This is a genomic window from Micromonospora sp. BS32 (genome assembly GCF_059089345.1).
Genome location: NZ_JBSSHR010000002.1, coordinates 152269 through 167558 on the forward strand (window position 1 = coordinate 152269; position 15290 = coordinate 167558).

At 74.4% G+C, this 15290-nt stretch carries 18 protein-coding genes; 14 read left to right on the top strand and 4 right to left on the bottom strand.

Annotation, left to right across the window (positions count from 1 at the left end; translation table 11 throughout):
* Positions 1-27: 27 nt before the first annotated feature.
* Both AC5RWQ_RS03365 and AC5RWQ_RS03370 read left to right on the top strand, forming a co-directional pair.
* On the top strand, positions 28-960 hold the full coding sequence (locus AC5RWQ_RS03365) for a LysR family transcriptional regulator (protein WP_494281272.1): 933 nt from the start codon (positions 28-30) through the stop codon (positions 958-960).
* Positions 961-1013: 53 nt separating this feature from the next.
* The gene (locus AC5RWQ_RS03370; RefSeq protein WP_494281273.1) at positions 1014-1301 is read left to right on the top strand and encodes a DUF1905 domain-containing protein; all 288 of its coding nucleotides are present in this window, start codon (positions 1014-1016) and stop codon (positions 1299-1301) included.
* Positions 1302-1404: 103 nt separating this feature from the next.
* On the opposite strand, the gene AC5RWQ_RS03375 is transcribed toward AC5RWQ_RS03370, so the two are convergent.
* Entirely contained in the window at positions 1405-2187 is a 783-nt protein-coding gene (locus AC5RWQ_RS03375; protein ID WP_494281274.1) for a hypothetical protein, read from the bottom strand.
* Entirely contained in the window at positions 2187-2690 is a 504-nt protein-coding gene (locus AC5RWQ_RS03380; RefSeq protein ID WP_494281275.1) for a sigma-70 family RNA polymerase sigma factor, read from the bottom strand. Before AC5RWQ_RS03380 ends, AC5RWQ_RS03375 begins: the two co-directional genes overlap by 1 nt.
* Before the next feature lie 183 nt (positions 2691-2873).
* Between AC5RWQ_RS03380 and AC5RWQ_RS03385 the strand changes: the two genes are divergently transcribed.
* The 4 genes from AC5RWQ_RS03385 to AC5RWQ_RS03400 all read left to right on the top strand — a co-directional run bounded on the left by AC5RWQ_RS03385 (position 2874) and on the right by AC5RWQ_RS03400 (position 6265).
* On the top strand, positions 2874-3302 hold the full coding sequence (locus AC5RWQ_RS03385) for a hypothetical protein (RefSeq protein WP_494281276.1): 429 nt from the start codon (positions 2874-2876) through the stop codon (positions 3300-3302).
* A gap of 39 nt (positions 3303-3341) precedes the next feature.
* Positions 3342-3767: a hypothetical protein gene (locus AC5RWQ_RS03390; RefSeq protein WP_494281277.1), complete on the top strand. Its 426-nt coding sequence runs from the start codon at positions 3342-3344 to the stop codon at positions 3765-3767.
* A gap of 111 nt (positions 3768-3878) precedes the next feature.
* A complete protein-coding gene (locus AC5RWQ_RS03395) occupies positions 3879-5666 on the top strand; it encodes a protein kinase domain-containing protein (protein WP_494281278.1) in 1788 nt (595 codons plus the stop codon).
* Between the two features lie 5 nt (positions 5667-5671).
* Entirely contained in the window at positions 5672-6265 is a 594-nt protein-coding gene (locus tag AC5RWQ_RS03400; RefSeq protein WP_494281615.1) for an FHA domain-containing protein, read from the top strand.
* A 4-nt stretch (positions 6266-6269) separates the two neighbouring features.
* Here the strand turns inward: AC5RWQ_RS03400 and AC5RWQ_RS03405 are convergent, their stop codons facing one another.
* Entirely contained in the window at positions 6270-7079 is an 810-nt protein-coding gene (locus tag AC5RWQ_RS03405) for an SAM-dependent methyltransferase (RefSeq protein ID WP_494281279.1), read from the bottom strand.
* A 123-nt stretch (positions 7080-7202) separates the two neighbouring features.
* Between AC5RWQ_RS03405 and AC5RWQ_RS03410 the strand changes: the two genes are divergently transcribed.
* A complete protein-coding gene (locus AC5RWQ_RS03410; RefSeq protein ID WP_494281280.1) occupies positions 7203-7682 on the top strand; it encodes a DUF8243 domain-containing protein in 480 nt (159 codons plus the stop codon).
* Positions 7683-7713: 31 nt separating this feature from the next.
* On the opposite strand, the gene AC5RWQ_RS03415 is transcribed toward AC5RWQ_RS03410, so the two are convergent.
* The gene (locus AC5RWQ_RS03415; protein ID WP_494281281.1) at positions 7714-8418 is read right to left on the bottom strand and encodes a prepilin peptidase; all 705 of its coding nucleotides are present in this window, start codon (positions 8416-8418) and stop codon (positions 7714-7716) included.
* 548 nt (positions 8419-8966) lie between these two features.
* Between AC5RWQ_RS03415 and AC5RWQ_RS03420 the strand changes: the two genes are divergently transcribed.
* From AC5RWQ_RS03420 to AC5RWQ_RS03450, 7 genes are read left to right on the top strand one after another with little or no spacing between them, the layout of a single operon-like run.
* On the top strand, positions 8967-9533 hold the full coding sequence (locus tag AC5RWQ_RS03420) for a hypothetical protein (protein WP_494281282.1): 567 nt from the start codon (positions 8967-8969) through the stop codon (positions 9531-9533).
* A complete protein-coding gene (locus tag AC5RWQ_RS03425) occupies positions 9527-10480 on the top strand; it encodes a hypothetical protein (RefSeq protein WP_494281283.1) in 954 nt (317 codons plus the stop codon). The genes AC5RWQ_RS03420 and AC5RWQ_RS03425 overlap by 7 nt, the downstream gene beginning before the upstream one ends.
* Positions 10477-11127, top strand: coding sequence for an SAF domain-containing protein (locus AC5RWQ_RS03430; protein WP_494281284.1), 651 nt, complete (start codon positions 10477-10479; stop codon positions 11125-11127). Before AC5RWQ_RS03425 ends, AC5RWQ_RS03430 begins: the two co-directional genes overlap by 4 nt.
* Before the next feature lie 2 nt (positions 11128-11129).
* Entirely contained in the window at positions 11130-11930 is an 801-nt protein-coding gene (locus AC5RWQ_RS03435) for a CpaE/TadZ family protein (protein WP_494281285.1), read from the top strand.
* A gap of 20 nt (positions 11931-11950) precedes the next feature.
* Positions 11951-13516 carry a TadA family conjugal transfer-associated ATPase gene (locus AC5RWQ_RS03440; RefSeq protein WP_494281286.1) on the top strand — a complete coding sequence of 522 codons (1566 nt, stop codon included), beginning with the start codon at positions 11951-11953 and terminating at the stop codon, positions 13514-13516.
* Entirely contained in the window at positions 13468-14409 is a 942-nt protein-coding gene (locus AC5RWQ_RS03445) for a type II secretion system F family protein (RefSeq protein WP_494281287.1), read from the top strand. Before AC5RWQ_RS03440 ends, AC5RWQ_RS03445 begins: the two co-directional genes overlap by 49 nt.
* Positions 14406-15269 (top strand): type II secretion system F family protein, encoded by an 864-nt coding sequence (locus AC5RWQ_RS03450; protein ID WP_494281288.1) that lies wholly within the window; start codon positions 14406-14408, stop codon positions 15267-15269. Before AC5RWQ_RS03445 ends, AC5RWQ_RS03450 begins: the two co-directional genes overlap by 4 nt.
* Positions 15270-15290: the final 21 nt, after the last annotated feature.

Below are 15290 nucleotides of genomic sequence, written 5' to 3' on the forward strand. Positions count from 1 at the left end.
TGACCATGCTACCGATAAGCTCAGCTTATGGATGTCGACCTGCGGGACCTGGAACTCCTGGAGGCCCTGGACCAGCACGCCACCCTGACCGCCGCCGCCGCGCACCTGTACCTCAGTCAGCCGGCGCTCAGCCAGCGCCTGATCCGACTGGAGGAGCGGCTCGGCACCCCACTGTTCGAGCGGCGCGGCCGCCGCCTCGTGCCCAACCAGGCCGGACAGCGCATGCTCCGGGCGGCCCGCAGCGCCCTGTGGGAGGTGCGGGCGGCCACCCACGACGTCCGCGAGACGAGCCGCGGCCGGCGCGAACCCGTACGGCTGGCATCGCAGTGCACCGGCAACTTCCAGTGGCTGCCGCCGGTGCTGCGCGCGTTCCGGGACCGCATGCCAGGGGTGGAGGTGTCGATCGAACGCCCCGACGACAGCGAGGTCATCCCGGCGCTGCTCGCCGGCGACCTGGACCTGGCCATCGTCACCAAGCTGGAGCCCCGGATGAGCCAGGTCCGGCTGGAACGCCTCTTCGACGACGAACTCGTCGCCGTCGTCGCGGCGGACCACGAGTGGGCCACCCGTACGTTCATCCGCGCCGAGGACTTCGCCGACGTCCATCTCGTCCTCTTCGACGCGTACGACCCGGCCCGGATGCCGGCCATTCCCCTGCCCATCCCGCCCGGCGCCCGGCCGGGGCGGCTTACCACCGTGCCCGCCTTCACGGAGCTGCTGATCGAGACGATCGTCTCCAGCGACGCGGTCTCCGTCCTGCCGAGCTGGACCGTCGCCCCCTACCTGCGGAGCCACGCCGTCGTCGCCGTGCCGGTCGACGACCCCGCACAACACCGCACCTGGTACTGCGCCACCCGGCACGGCCCGCGACGCGAACCGGTCGAGGCCCTGGCCGACCTGCTGCGGAGCACCCTCACGGCGCCACCGACCCTGCTGCTGCCGCCCGCGGCCAGACCCTGATCCCGGTCCCTGCACCCACGGCCGGCCGGGCGCGCCGCTCGTATCCTGATCCGATGGAGCTGGAGTTCAGCGGCGAGATCTGGTTCTGGCGCGGCCCGGCGCCCCATCACTTCGTCACCGTTCCGGACCAGGAGTGCCAGGAGCTGGAGGCGGTCTCCGGGCACGTGAGCTACGGCTGGGGCATGATCCCGGTGACCGCCCGGCTCGGCGAGATGGAATGGAAGACCTCGCTGTTCCCCAAGGACGGGCGCTACATCCTGCCGATGAAGGCGAAGGTACGCACCGCCACGGGGCTCGACGTGGGCGACACCGTCACGGTCCGGCTGACCGTCGGCGTCTGAGTCAACGCGCGTCGAGCAGGCCGAGGACACGCCGTGCGCACCGGCGGTGCGCGCAGTGTTCCGCCAGCACCACCCGGAGGCGGTCCCGGGCATCGCGCACCGGTCACCGGGACAGGCCGATCCGGCTGGCCAGGAGGGGCCCGTCGAGGGCCGGGATGCCGAGCGTGGTCTGCTCCGGCCCGCGCTCGACCGGCCCCTGCAGCACCACCACCTCGTACGCCGAAGGCGCCGACCAGACCTGCTGCCAGCTCAGCGACGGGCACAGTCGGTCGCGCGTGCCGAGATCGAAGCGGGCCGGGCGGTCCGGTGCGACCGGGAACCCGTACCCGACGGCGTCGAGCCCTTGCGGCGTCCGGTCGCCGGGCATGTTGAGCATCGGACCACCGCCCACGATGGTGCCGTCCCGCAGGTAGAGCACCTGGAACAGCGTCGGCGGGCTGGAGACGACCTGCGTCGCGGCGCCGGCGGTGAACGTCACGGTGAGGGCGGGACCGAGGCCTGCGGCGCGGAACCGGGCCGGGCCGACCGTCATGGTCAGGCCGGACCGGCTGCTCGGGGCGTCGGTCAGGGTGAGCCGCCGCCCGCACTCGAACACCGACGGCGTCGGGGCGGGTGAGCCGGTCGACGACGGGCCCAGGATCGACGGCTCTACCGGCGGGCCGCCCGCGGCCGTCGGCCCAGGTCGCCCGCCGCCACCCACGACAGCGGTCACGGCGGTCACGGTCAGCAGGGTGAGTGCGGTCCCCGCGGTGGCGCCGAGCAGGGTACGTCGCCGCCGGCGCCGCCGTACCCGGCCGATCACCTGCGCCGGGTCGAGATGGAGCGGGCCGGCCTGCGCCGCCACCGCATCCAGGTCGTCGCGGAGCGACGTGTCATCCGGCTCCATCAGTGGTCCTCCCTCGCGGGCTGGGGCGGTCCGAGGCGCTCGGCGAGCCGGAGCCGCGCCTCGTGCAGGTACCGCTTGACGGCACCCGGGTTGAGGTCGAGCAGCTCGGCGCACTCCCGAATCGGAAGGTCGACGTAGTAGTGCAGGACGACGCAGGCCCGCTGGCGGGGCGACAGCTCGCCCAGCGCCCGACCCAGATCACCGCGAAGGTCGGCCTGGGCGTGCCGGTCGGGCTGCGGCGCCGCCACGGCGAGGGGCTGGAGCCGCCGCCAGAGGGTCCGTCGCCGGGCGCGGTCGAGGTAGAGCCGCAGCATGACCGTCCGGACGTACCCCTCGACGTGCGCGATGTCGGCCCGCCGCCGCGAGCCGAAGGTGCGGACCAGGGCCTCCTGGACCAGGTCCTCGGCTTCCGTGCCGTCACCGCACAGGAGGTAGCCGTACCGCTTGAGCGCGGCGCCGCGCTGCTGCACGAGCCCGGTCAGGGCAGCGTCCCACGCCGTCATCCCACCACCTCCTCCCCGGCGAGCCGCGCCGGTTCCGCCCGGCGTCAGCCACTATGACGAACGAGGCCGGCCCACGGTTGGGGCACCGGGGGAGGAAACCGTCCCCGCTTCGTCACCTGCCGCAGCCGCCGGTGCACTGGTTGGCTCTCTGGCGACGGATCACCACAGAGAGCAGGGGCTGACATGTCGATCCTCCGCCGTACCCTCGCCGCCACCGCCACGGTCCTCGCCGCCGGCGCCGTCGCCGTGGTCGACGCCTCGCCGGCGCTGGCCAGCACCCCGTCGAGCTGCTCCAGCGTCCGGCAGATCGGCACCACCCGGGTGCTGACCGTCGGCGGCATCCAGGCCGCGTCGGTGAAGCAGTACTACGGCTGTGGCTACAACTACGCCTACATCTACGTCTGGGAGCAGTACCGCGCCTCGCACTCCAACTGGGACCTCTACATCCACGTGATCGACGAGTCCGACAGCGGCACCGACTACGGGGTGGGCGAGCTGAACAACACCACCCGGGCGGAGCTGTGGGGCCGACCGGCCGACACGGCCGCGCACTGCACCCACGTCACCGGCTACCTGAACTCCACGGGCGGCTCCACCAGCACCGTCTGCTGACCCGCACCGAGTGACAACCCCGAAAGGAACACCAACGGCATGAAGTTCACGATGCGAAAGGCGCTCGGCGTGGCCGCGGCGGTGACCGCACTCACCGTCGCCCTGCCCAGCCCGGCCATGGCGTCCGACTCGTACCACGTGATGAACACCGGCGACGCCTGGGGCGGCGGCATCTTCGACTACAGCGGTGAGGCGTACTTCACCGAGCACGGTGACATCCTCAAGATCTGTGACACCGACGCCGACGGGTACGCGGTGAAGATGTTCGTCTCGCTCGACGACGCGTACGGGGCCCCGCGGTACGAGTTCAGCCGGGGCGGGGAGGGCAACTGCGCCACCCATCGGGCCAGCGACGGCGGCGTCTACGACCTGCCCGAGAACCGCTACATCGGCTTCCTGTTCTGCCGCTGGAAGGACGGGCACGACTCCGAGTGCCGGGCCTTCAAGTTCTACAACGACTACTAGGAACCGGACGGGGGCGTGCCGCGGAGTCGGGGCGCCCCCGTTTGGCGTGACGTGTCGCGCATCCGAAAGGGTGACCATCCGATGGCGACCCATCGGTAGCATTCGACGGCGATGGTCCACTCAGAGCAGTCGGTACGGCACCCGGAGTCCCACCTCGGGATCGACGGGTGCACCGACGCCGTCGAGGTCGGCCGGGGCGGCTTCGGCGTCGTCTACCGGGCCTGGCAACCGGACTTCTCCCGCTGGGTGGCGGTGAAGGTGCTCGCCACCGACTGGCACGGCCCGTCCCGCGCCCGCTTCGACCGGGAGTCGCGACTGCTGGGCCGGCTCTCCGACCATCCGCACATCGTCACCCTGCACCACGCCGGCCGGACCGCCGCCGGCCACCCTTACCTGCTGATGGCGTACGAGGAGGGTGGCTCGCTGGGCGACCGGCTCGCTGGCGGCGCGGCGGGCGACTGGCGGGACGCCGTCGCCGGTGGGATAGCGGTGGCCGGGGCGCTGGAGACCGCGCACCGGGCGGGCGTGCTGCACCGCGACGTCAAACCCGAGAACATCCTGATCTCCGGGTACGGCGAGCCGAAGCTGGCCGACTTCGGGCAGGCCCGCCCCCGCGAGGTGCGGCGGGACAGCGCACCGGGGAAGGTGACCGCGAGCGTGCTGCACGCCGCGCCGGAGGTGCTGCGCGGCGAGCCGGCCACGGTGGCCGCCGACGTCTACTCGCTGGCCTCGACCGTGCTGCACTGGATCCGGGGCGCCCCGCCCTTCGCACCGGCCCCGGGTGAACCGCTCGACGCGCTGCTGCGCCGGATCACCGTCGACCCGGTGCCCGACCTGCGCCCGCTCGGCGTACCCGAGGCGGTGTGCGCGGTGCTGGAGCGGGCGATGGCGAAGGACCCGGCGCGGCGGCCGGCGACGGCGGCCGCCCTCGCCGAGGAGTTGCGGGCCGCGCAGGCGGCGGCCGGGCTGCCGGTCAGCCCGTTCGTCCTCGGCGGCGACGCCCGGGCGCTGCCGCCGGCGGAGGCCGCGGACCTGTCCCTGACCGACCGCCGCCGGGCCGCCCTGGCCCTGTCGGCCACCGCCGCCCGCCGGCCCGCCCGGCTGCGCCGGCACGCCCTGCTCCGCGCCCTGGGGTTGCTCGCCGCGACCGTGTCGGTGCTGGCCACCGGTCACTCGCAGGCGCTGCCGACGCCGGCCCCGGTGACGCTGCCCCGCACCGTCGCCCTCGGTGACCAGGAGCTGAACGCCGAGTCGGCGCCGCAGGTGGTGACCGTGCGCAACCGGGACGACCGTCCGCTCCGGGTGGCCCGGGTGGTGCTGACCGGGCCGGCCGCCGGTGACCTGAAGCTCGCCGCGGACGGCTGCACCGGCCTGGCGCTGGCCCCCGGTGACCGGTGCGAGGTGCACCTCGCCGTGGTGCCGCACACCGCCGGGCCGATCCGGGGGACGCTGACACTGACCGTGGGAGGACGGCAGGTGACCAGCGAGATCACCGGCACCGCCCGGTCCCGGCGGGCCAGCCGGGACGACGCCCCGCCCGGGCCCTGCTACGCCGACGCCTACCAGGTCGGCGCGTCCGCCTACGGGTACGCGGGCGGGCTGCGCGCGATCTCCGTCAAGCAGTACTGGTCGCCGAGCTGCCGGGCCACCATGGCGTACGTCTGGGTGTGGAAGCAGTACCGGGACAACGCGGCGATCGGCGGCGGCACCTGGACCGTCGACCTGGCCGTGCGCACCGACCGGGCGGCGGCCCGGCAGCGGGCCGGCGGCCAGCCGTACGAGCTGTGGACCGAGCCGTACCGGTCGGCGGGACGCTGCACCACCGCTACCGCCACGGTGACCTCCGCCCGGTCTCAGACGGCCACCACCGCCACCACCGAGCCGCACTGCGACCGGTGACCGGGATGGACGGCCACTTCGAGGTGCACGTGGCGGGGCGGATGCGCCTGCTGCCGCTGACCGCCGATGCGCTGACCATCGGCCGGGCCCCCGGCAACGAACTGCCGATCGACAGCAAGCTGGTCTCCCGGCTGCACGCCCTGGTGGAACGCTTCCCGTCCGGCTGGACCATCCGCGACCTGGGCAGCACCAACGGCACCACGGTCAACGGTGGCCCGCTGCGCGAGGCCCGGCTGCTGCGCGACGGGGACCGGGTGGAGATCGGCCCGGCCCGGCTGGTGTTCCGGGCGCCCGCCCAGCTCGCCGGCACCCGGACGGTGGGCGTGGCGCCGCCGCCGGCGCCCCCGACGCTGACCCGGCGGGAACGCGAGCTGATCGAAGCGCTCTGCCGCCCGTACGTCGAGGGGGGCAGTGCCTTCCCGGAGCCACCGACCGTGCGCGCGCTGGCCACCGCGTTGGGCGTCAGCGAGAGCGCGGTGAAGAAGCACCTGACCAACCTGTACGACAAGTTCGGCCTGGTCAGCAACGACGACCGCCGAAGGTCCCGGCTGGCCGGCGAGGCGGTCCGGCGGGGCGCTGCGACACCAGCCGCCGGCTGACCCGTCAGCGCCGGACGCCGACTCCGCCGTAGCCGTGCGAGACCCGCTCCTGCGGCTCCCCGTCCGGTCGCCACTCGGCCACCGGCACGAGCCCCGGGTCGACCAGGTCGTACCCGTCGAAGAAGCGCAGGATGTCGGCGTGCGAGCGGGGCACCAGCGGCGCGCTGCTCCGCCGGTAGACCGCCTGCCCCTGCTGGGCGGGGAGCGGCGGCGCGCCGTCCAGGGTGAGGTGGGAGACGACCAACTGGCTGCCGGGGGCGGTGGCCTCGCGCAGCCGGGCCACCGCGGCGTACGGGTCCTCGGCGTCGGTGAGGAAGTGCAGCACCGCCACCAGCAGCACCGCCACCGGCCGGTCGAAGTCGATCGACCGGCGCACGTCGGGGTGGGCGAGCAGCTCGTCGGGGCGGCGCAGGTCGCCCCGGACCACGGTGGTGCGGTCGTCGACCGGCAGCAACCGCCGGGCGTACGCGACGGCGACCTCGTCGTAGTCGACGTAGACCACCCGGGAGGCGGGGGCGACCTGGCGGACGATCTCGTGCACGTTGCCCTGGGTGGGCAGCCCCGCGCCGATGTCGAGGAACTGGCGTACCCCCTGCTCGGCGGCGAGCCGTACGGCCCGGCGCAGGAAGTGCCGGTTGGCCTGGGCGGCGACGCCGGTGTCCGGGAAGATCCGCAGGATCTGCTCGGCGGCGGCCCGGTCGGCGGCGAAGTTGTGGCAGCCGCCCAGGAAGTAGTCGTACATCCGGGCCACGTTCGGCCCCTGCTCGGCGTCGGTCGGCGCGGTCACCGGCCCCTCCCCCTGTCTCGGCGTCATCGTCGCGCCTTGATGTCTAGCACTCGCTGCGACGCCATGCTGACCCGCCGTGTCGTTGATCCGGTTGAATCCGGCCGTCACCTGGGACGACGGTGGGACCCCGACCCTTGAGGAGGCACGCCGATGACCCGTGAACGCGAGACCGTGGAGGTCGACCCGGCCCTGTTCCGCGCCGTCTACGATTCGCCCGCCTCGTTGCCGGGCGCGCACCGGTGGACCACCTCCGAGCACGACGTACGCCGGCTGGAGAAACTGCTCGGGATGCCGGCGGGCAGCATCGGGGCGCCGCTCTGGGTCAGCGGCGACGAGCCGGACTGTCCGAAGTGCGGCCGGCGGGTGACCTGGTTGGACATCGTCTCGTCGGCGCTGAAGGGCGTGCACGACCCGGTGCTGATCGCCACCGTCATCCTCGGCGACCGCCGGTACGTCAACACCGAGGTCCCGGACGCGATCGCCGGGGTGCACTGCGTCGACTGCCACACCCCGATCGAGGGCCTGCGCAGCTTCAAGTGCCACAACTGGGCGTACGCCTTCGAGGCCCTGGAGGAGGTGCGGGAGAAGATGCGTTCGGGCCCGGCGGGCGGGGCGGCGACCGTGGGGTGACGCCCTCCGGCCGGTCGGGACGGCGGTGGGGTCAGGCGGCCAGGAGCAGGGCGGCGGCGGCGCCGAGGACCAGGAACGGGCCGAACGGCAGGTGGCTGGACCAGCGGACCCGGCGGGCCAGCAGCAACGCCAGGCCCACCACCCCGGAGAGGACGGAGGTGAGCATCAGCCCGACCACCAGCGTCGGCCAGCCGTACCAGCCGAGCAGCGCGCCGACGCTCAGCGCCAGCTTCGCGTCGCCGAGACCGAACCCGCGCCGGCCGAACAGCAGGGTCGTGGCCGCGAAGGCCAGCGCCAGCCCGGCCCCGGCCGCGAGCGCCCGCAGCCACGGGCCGGATCCCGCGCCGGTGGCCGCGGCGACGCCCAGCAGCAGCACGGTGCCCACGGCGGCCGGCAGGGTCAGCCGGTCCGGCAGCCGGCGTACCGCCAGGTCGACCAGGACCAACGGGACCGACCAGGCCAGCCACCAGGCGACCGCCGCCCGCTCGGCCAGGGTGCCGTCGACCAGCACCAGGACCGCGAGGGCGGCGACCAGGGCCAACTCGACGGCGGCCGGGGGCGCCCCGAGCCGCGCCCGGCAGGCCGGGCAGCGGCCCGCCGGCCCCAGCGTCGCCGGCCCGATCGACGCGCCGCAGCCCGCGCAGCCGCTCCGGGTCCCCGACCCCGGGGGTACGGCGTACCGGGCGACGGCGAAGCGGAGGACCGGGGCGAGGGTCACGAGGCGAAGAATCCCCATCACGGACAGTGATTTCACCGTCGCGCTCGTGTGACGGTCCGGTGTCGACGGGATGTCCGGGGTGTTTGCCGCGGTCGACACGGCGGGTCCGCCCACCTCAGGCGGCGCGACGGTCCGCACCGGGGGACGGATCGGGCGAGTCGCATCGACCGATCCCATAACCCCGGGCCGGACCGCCGGACCGGCCGCCGCGACGGCCCGATCGTCGAGCCGGACCGCACGATCGGGCGCCTTCGGCCCCACCGGCCCACCGTCTTCGCCGTCCACCACCCCCGGCCACCTCCGCTCATCACTCAACGTGTTCGATTGAATTGCCTCTGTTGCATCGGCGGACGTCAGCCTATGCTCGCCCCTTGGGTACGACGCAACCCCCGGCAACAGGCGTCGGAGGCCACCAGAGACATCGAGTTCCACATTCCGCATAGATTCGCACAGGTAAATGCGGCAGCACGGCAAACGAGGTCCGGACGACATCATCCGGGCGCGCTGGCGCATGCCCGGAGGCCGCCCGGTGGTGGCCGCGGGGGCGTACCGAGGAGGGCACGGCGTTGCGTACACGGCATCCCCGCCGCTGGACAACCTGCCTGGTCATCGCCGCGACGGTCGGCGCGACCGCCGGCTGCGGCGGTGGCACCGGGGGGACCGCCGCCACGACCGGCGGGCGGGCCGCCGGGAAACCGGCGGCACCGACCGAAGCGGAGCGGGCGGCCGAGCGGTCCGCGCTCGCCGCCTACACCGGCTACCTGGACGCGTCCCGCACGGCGAGCCGGGAGAGCGACCCACGCCATCCCGGACTCGCCCGCTTCCTGGCGGATCCGCTGCTCACCCGGGTCCGGGTCGCGATCGACCAGGCCCGCCGGCACGGCGCCATGCGGACCGGGACACTCCGGTCCGCCCCGACCGTCACCGCGGTCAGCCTGGACACCGTCCCGCAGACCGTCGAGATCCAGGACTGCCTGGACGCCACCGGCTACCGCCTGGTGTACGTCAAGGACCAGCGCGTGGTGCCCGGTTCCGGCGGCAGCCGGTACCTGGCCACGGCGACGGCCACCCGGTACCCGGACGGCCGCTGGCTGATCAACTCCGGCGCCGCCCACGAGGACCAGCCGTGCTGACCTGGGGAGGAGGGCGCGTCCCGGCTCGGCCGACCGGGGCCGGGACGCCCCGCCGGCTGCTCGCCGGCACGCTGCTGGCCCTCCTGGTGGCCGTCGCCGCGCCGCCGGCCGCGCACGCCGGGGGCCCGGGCGGCGAGTGCCCGCCCAGCCAGAACGACTGTTCCGTCTGGGACGACGACCCGGGCGTCCCCGGTGACCCCGGAGGCGGTGGCGACACCGGCGGCAGCACCGGCGGCGGGGGTGGGACCGCCCCGAAGTGCCAGTGGAACGGCAAGCCGCTGCCCTGCTACAACGACTTCCTCGGCTGGTTCAACAACGGCGACGGGTGCTACTACAAGCTGGCGGAGCCGCAGCCGCCCGCCCCCGAGGGCCAGCAGTGGTACGTGATCACCTGCAACGGCGGTGACCTGAGCGACCAGCGCGTGGCGCTACGGGACGCCCCGCCGCCCGGCTACGGCACCCCGCCCGACCCGGAGGAGATCGCCCGACGGGTGCTGGCCAGGATCACCATGCTGCCGCCCCGGATCGCGGTCGCTCCCCGTCGCAGCACCGGGGCGGGTCTGGTCGGCCTGCCGGTCTGGATGTGGGCCAGCACCGGCCGGCAGTACTTCGGGAAGACGATCACCGACAGCGAGCGGGAGCGTGGCCTGCTGGTGACGGTCACCGCGACCTTCGACCGGATCGTCTGGAACATGGGCAACGGCGACAAGGTCACCTGCGCCGGCGCCGGCACCGCGTACTCCGCCACCGGGCGCTACGCCGGCAAGCCCTCCCCCACCTGCGGCTACGACTCCGGCTACGACCGGGCCGGCACCTACCGGGTCAGCGCCACCACGTTCTGGACCGTGCGCTGGTCCGGCGGCGGCGAGAGCGGCGTCATCCCGCAGACCCGCACCAGCGGCACCGTCCCCATCGAGATCGACGAGCTACAGGTGGTTGCCCGATGAGCCTGGCCACACGCAACGGCATCCCGGTCGACGCGCCGGTCGCCCCACCCCGGGTGGTCCGGCAGCGCCGGACCCGGCCCGGCCTGCTCGGGCTGGCGGTGCTGCTGATCGCCCTCGGCGGCCTCGGTGCGGCCTTCGCGGTCACCTCGGTCCGGGCCACCGGCAGCTACCTGGCCGTCGCCCGCCCGGTCGAGGTGGGCCGGACGCTGGGCGCCGGCGACCTGGTCAGCGTCCAGGTCTCCGGTGGGGCGGGCCTGTCCCCGGTGCCGGCGGGCAAGCTCGACGAGGTGGTCGGCAAGCGGGCCGCGGTGGCGCTCACCCCGGGCACCCTGCTGACCATGGGCCAGCTCACCGACGCGCCGCTGCTCGGCGCCGGGCAGCAGCAGATCGCGCTCAGCCTGGAAGCGGGTCAGGTGCCCGCCCGCAAGCTCCACCCCGGCGACAAGGTGCTGCTGGTCAGCACCCCGGACGACGACGCCGACAGCGCCGCGCCGGGCACCCGGTTCGCCGGCACGGTGATCGACACCGTGACCCCGGAGAACGAGGACGTGATCGTCTACGTGGCACTGCCCGTCCGGGACGTACCGGCCGTGGTGGTGCTCGCCGCGCAGGAGCGGATCGCCCTCGTCCTGACCGAGGCGGCCTGAGGATGGCGATCATCGCGCTGGTCTCGGCGAAGGGCTCGCCCGGCGTCACCACCACCGCGCTGGCCTGCACGTTGAGCTGGCACCGGCGGCTGGTGCTCGCCGAGTGCGACCCGGCCGGGGGGTCGGTGATGGCCGGCTACCTCGGCGGCGCGCTGGACGGGCCACGGGGCCTCGGCGAGCTGGCCGTGGGCGAGCTGCGGGACGGGAGCCTGGAGTCGACGTTCTGGTCCCAGCTGGTCGACCTGGACGCGCCGAAGCGGGAGCGGCTACTGCTGCCGGGCGTCGTCGACCCCGCCCAGGCGGGCAGTGTCAGCCCGCTCTGGCAGCGGTTCGCCGACTTCTTCGCCTCGCTGGAACGCGGCAGGCCCCCGTTCGACGTGATCGTCGACTGCGGACGGCTCCAGGTCGGCGCGCCACCGTGGCCGGTGCTGCGGGCCGCCGCGGTGGTGCTGCTGGTCACCCGGGCCCAGCTGCCCGACCTGTCGGCCACCCGGTCGACGATCCGGGCGATCGAACGGGACTTCACCGAATACCGGGTGCCGCCGGGCACCCTGCGACTGCTCGTGGTCGGTGGCGGCCACGGCCGGGGCGAGATCAGCAAGGCGCTCGGGGTGCCGGTGATCGCGAAACTGCCGGAGGACCGGCGTACCGCGCAGGTGCTCGCTGCCGGCGGGACCGTGCGGGCCGGGCGGCCGCTGATGCGCGCGGCCGGCGGCCTGGAAGTGCCGGTCGGCGCGCTGCTGGACCGCCGCCGGGCCCGACTGGCCTGGCCGGTGCAGCAGGGGGTGCCGGATGCGGTCTGACCTGGTGATGGAGGCACGCCATGCGGTTTGAGCCGGTCTCCCACGATCCGCGCGGCGAGCAGCCCGGCGCCACCTCGACGATGCCACCGGTGCTGGCGAACGGCCGGCACCACGTCGCGGCTCCTCCGGTCGGGCAGCAGGTCGCGGTGCCCCCGGTCGGGCGGCCCGCGCCCGCACCCGCCCCGCCGCCCCGGCCGCGGGTGGACTTCGCCGTGGTCCGCGAGCTGCGTCGGGAGCTGAGCGAGCGGCTCACCCAGTGGCAGCGCGGCCGGGAGTTCGACGCGGACGCCGAGGAGGTGGAGCGGGCCAGGCTGGCCGTCGCCATCGTCTCCGGGTACGCCGACTCGGTGCGCCGGGCCGGCACCCCGATGGACGCTGACGCCGAGCGGCTCCTGCTCGACCAGGTCACCGCCGAGCTGGTCGGCCTGGGCCGGCTCCAGACGCTGCTGGTCGACGGGACCATCGAGGAGGTGCACATCCTCGGCTGCGACCAGGTGCGCATCACCCGGCACGGCGGCGGGGTCGACTGGGCCGAGCCGATCGCCGACAGCGACGACGAGCTGGTGGAGATCCTCCAGGCGGCCGCCCGCCGGGCCGGCGCCACCGAGCGGTCGCTCTCCACCTCCAAGCCCACCCTCGACCTCCAGCTCCCCGACGGCAGCCGGCTCGCGGCGGTGTTCCAGGTGAGCCACCGCCCGTACGCGGTGGTCCGCAAGCACAACACCCTGGACGTCAGCCTCGACGACCTGGCCGGCGCCCGCCCCGACCTGGACGAGATGATCGACCCGCTGCTGCGCGACTTCCTCCGCGCGTCGATGCGGGCCGGGCTGAACATCATGGTCGCCGGGCTGGCCGGGGCGGGCAAGACCACGGTGATCCGGGCGCTGATGGACGAGATCCCGCCGGACGAGCCGTACGTGCTGCTGGAGGAGAGCCGGGAGCTGCTGCCCGCCCGCCGCGGCCACAAGCACCGGGCGGTGATGAGCTTCGAGTCCCGCGAGGGCCACGGCGAACGCGGGATGGACGGGCGGCCCGCCGGCGAGGTGAGCATCGCCGACCTGATCCCGGTGTCGCTGCGGATGGGCGTACTGCGGATCATCGTGGGCGAGGTCCGGTCCCGGGAGATCGTGCCGATGCTCCAGGCGATGACCACCAGCCGTGGGTCGATGTGCACCATCCACGCGCGTACCCCGGCGGGGGTGAGCGAACGGATCATCGAGCTGGCGCTGGCCCACGGCCGGGAGATGACCGTCGACCAGGCCCGCCGGATGGCCGGCAACGCCCTCGACCTGATCGTCTACGTCACCGTCGAGGACGAGACCGCGATCGGCGGGCGCAAGCACCGGTTCGTCTCCCACGTGGAGGAGGTGATCGGGGTCGGTGAGGGCAACCGGATCGTCACCACCACCGTCTTCGGTCCCGGCCCGGACGGCCGCGCCGTCCCCCGCCACCTGCCGGAACGCATCCGGGACAACCTGCTCCGGGTGGGCTACGACGCCCGCCTGCTGACCCGCTTCATCGAGGCCGGCGCCGGCGCGTGGCGTCGCCCCCGGCACAGCCGCCTCGCCGCCCCGGCCCGCCGATGACTGAGATCGCGCTGATCGCGCTCGTCTCCGGTGCGGCCTGCGTCGGCGGGCTGGTGCTGGCCGTGGTGGCGCTGGTGGGCACCCGGACGCCGGTCCGGCCGGCGACCACCGGGGCCGGGCTGCGCCGGCTCTGGCGGGGCTCCGGGACGAGCCACCGCGAGCAGCGGACGTACCAGCTCCTGCTGGGGGCGGCTCTGGTCGCTGGCGCGCTGGCCTTCCTGATCACCGGGCTGCCGGTGGTGGGGCTGATCGTGGCGGTGGCGGTGCCGGGCACCCCGTGGCTCTTCGCGGTCGGCCGGGCCGAGGAGCGGGCGATCGCCCGGATCGAGGCGGTCGGTGAGTGGACCCGCCGGCTCCGCGACGTCTCCGCCACCGGCCAGGGCCTCCAGCAGGCGATCGTCGGCACCATCGCCACGGTCCCGGACGGGATCCAGGAGGAGGTGCGGCTGCTCGCTGCCCGGCTCCAGGCCGGGTGGACGGCCCGCGCCGCGCTGCTGGCCTTCGCCGACGAGATCAGCGACCCGGTCTGCGACCAGGTGGTGGCCGCACTGATCCTGCACCTGACCGACCGGGGTGAGCGGCTCGGTGACGTGCTCGGCTCGATCGCGTCGGCCGCCGCCGCCGAGGTGGCCACCCGACGGGAGGTGGAGGCGAAGCGGACCCAGCCGCGGTTCGCGGTCCGCTTCCTCACCGGGATGACCCTCGCCGTGCTGGCGTACGGGCTGCTCAACAGCGAGTACATCCGGCCGTACGGGACGGTCCTCGGGCAGCTGGTGATGGCCGCGCTCGGCGCGGCGTTCGTCGCGCTGCTGATCTGGGTGCGGTCGATGAGCCAGCCCCCGCCACCGGCCCGCTTCCTGCCCGCCCCCGACCCGGAGGAGGCGATCGCGTGATCGTCGGCTGGCAGCTCGCGGTCGCCGTGCTCGGCGGCGCGGCGATCGGGCTGGGCCTGTTTCTGGCGGTACGGGAGGCGCTGCCGGCCACCCCGGCGCTCGGCCCGGCACTGCGCCGGCTGCACCAGCCCCCGGGGACCGCCACCACGCCCACCCGGGGTCCGGACTGGCTGGGCGGGTTCTCCCGCTGGCTGAGCCCACCGCACCGGCAGCTCGCCCTGATCGACCAGACCCCCGAGCAGTACGCCCTGTCCATCCTGGTCTCCGCCCTGGTCGGGCTGGCCACCCCGGCCGTGGCGGGGGCGCTGCTCTTCCTGGCCGGGGTGCCGCTGCCGGTGGTCGTGCCGGTGCTGGGCAGCATCGGGATGGCGCTGGTCTGCGCGCTGCTCGCGCACCGCGCGGTGCTCGCGAAGGCGGACGCCGCCCGGGAGGAGTTCCGCCAGGCGGTCTGCGCCTACCTGGACCTGGTGGCGTTGCAGCTCTCCGCCGCGCACGGGCCGGTGCAGTCGTTGGAGCGGGCCGCGGCGGTCTGCGACGGCTGGGTCTTCGACCGGATCCGTGAGTCGCTGCGGATCGCCCAGATGCAGATGCACTCCCCCTGGGACGAGCTCCAGGAGCTGGCCGACCGGATCGGCATCGCGGAGCTGGGTGACGTGGGCGCGATCATGCGCTCCTCGGGCAGCGAGGGCGCCCAGGTGCACGAGAGCCTCCGCAGCCGCGCCGACGCGCTGCGGGACCAGATCCGTACCGACAACCTGACCCGCGCCGAGGGGATCACCAGCCGGCTGGACATTCCCGGCTCGCTGCTGGTCTTCGTCCTGCTCGCCTTCGTCCTCTACCCGTTCGTCGCCCGCCTCTAGCAAGACCGACCCCAAGGAGCA

Excerpts from the sequence above, each read along its gene's own strand:
- AC5RWQ_RS03365 (WP_494281272.1), top strand. The coding sequence starts at position 28 with ATGGATGTCGACCTGCGGGACCTGGAACTCCTGGAGGCCCTGGACCAG.
- AC5RWQ_RS03370 (WP_494281273.1), top strand. The coding sequence starts at position 1,014 with ATGGAGCTGGAGTTCAGCGGCGAGATCTGGTTCTGGCGCGGCCCGGCG.
- AC5RWQ_RS03375 (WP_494281274.1), bottom strand. The coding sequence starts at position 2,187 with ATGGAGCCGGATGACACGTCGCTCCGCGACGACCTGGATGCGGTGGCG.
- AC5RWQ_RS03380 (WP_494281275.1), bottom strand. The coding sequence starts at position 2,690 with ATGACGGCGTGGGACGCTGCCCTGACCGGGCTCGTGCAGCAGCGCGGC.
- AC5RWQ_RS03385 (WP_494281276.1), top strand. The coding sequence starts at position 2,874 with ATGTCGATCCTCCGCCGTACCCTCGCCGCCACCGCCACGGTCCTCGCC.
- AC5RWQ_RS03390 (WP_494281277.1), top strand. The coding sequence starts at position 3,342 with ATGAAGTTCACGATGCGAAAGGCGCTCGGCGTGGCCGCGGCGGTGACC.
- AC5RWQ_RS03395 (WP_494281278.1), top strand. The coding sequence starts at position 3,879 with ATGGTCCACTCAGAGCAGTCGGTACGGCACCCGGAGTCCCACCTCGGG.
- AC5RWQ_RS03400 (WP_494281615.1), top strand. The coding sequence starts at position 5,672 with ATGGACGGCCACTTCGAGGTGCACGTGGCGGGGCGGATGCGCCTGCTG.
- AC5RWQ_RS03405 (WP_494281279.1), bottom strand. The coding sequence starts at position 7,079 with ATGACGCCGAGACAGGGGGAGGGGCCGGTGACCGCGCCGACCGACGCC.
- AC5RWQ_RS03410 (WP_494281280.1), top strand. The coding sequence starts at position 7,203 with ATGACCCGTGAACGCGAGACCGTGGAGGTCGACCCGGCCCTGTTCCGC.
- AC5RWQ_RS03415 (WP_494281281.1), bottom strand. The coding sequence starts at position 8,418 with ATGGGGATTCTTCGCCTCGTGACCCTCGCCCCGGTCCTCCGCTTCGCC.
- AC5RWQ_RS03430 (WP_494281284.1), top strand. The coding sequence starts at position 10,477 with ATGAGCCTGGCCACACGCAACGGCATCCCGGTCGACGCGCCGGTCGCC.
- AC5RWQ_RS03435 (WP_494281285.1), top strand. The coding sequence starts at position 11,130 with ATGGCGATCATCGCGCTGGTCTCGGCGAAGGGCTCGCCCGGCGTCACC.
- AC5RWQ_RS03440 (WP_494281286.1), top strand. The coding sequence starts at position 11,951 with ATGCGGTTTGAGCCGGTCTCCCACGATCCGCGCGGCGAGCAGCCCGGC.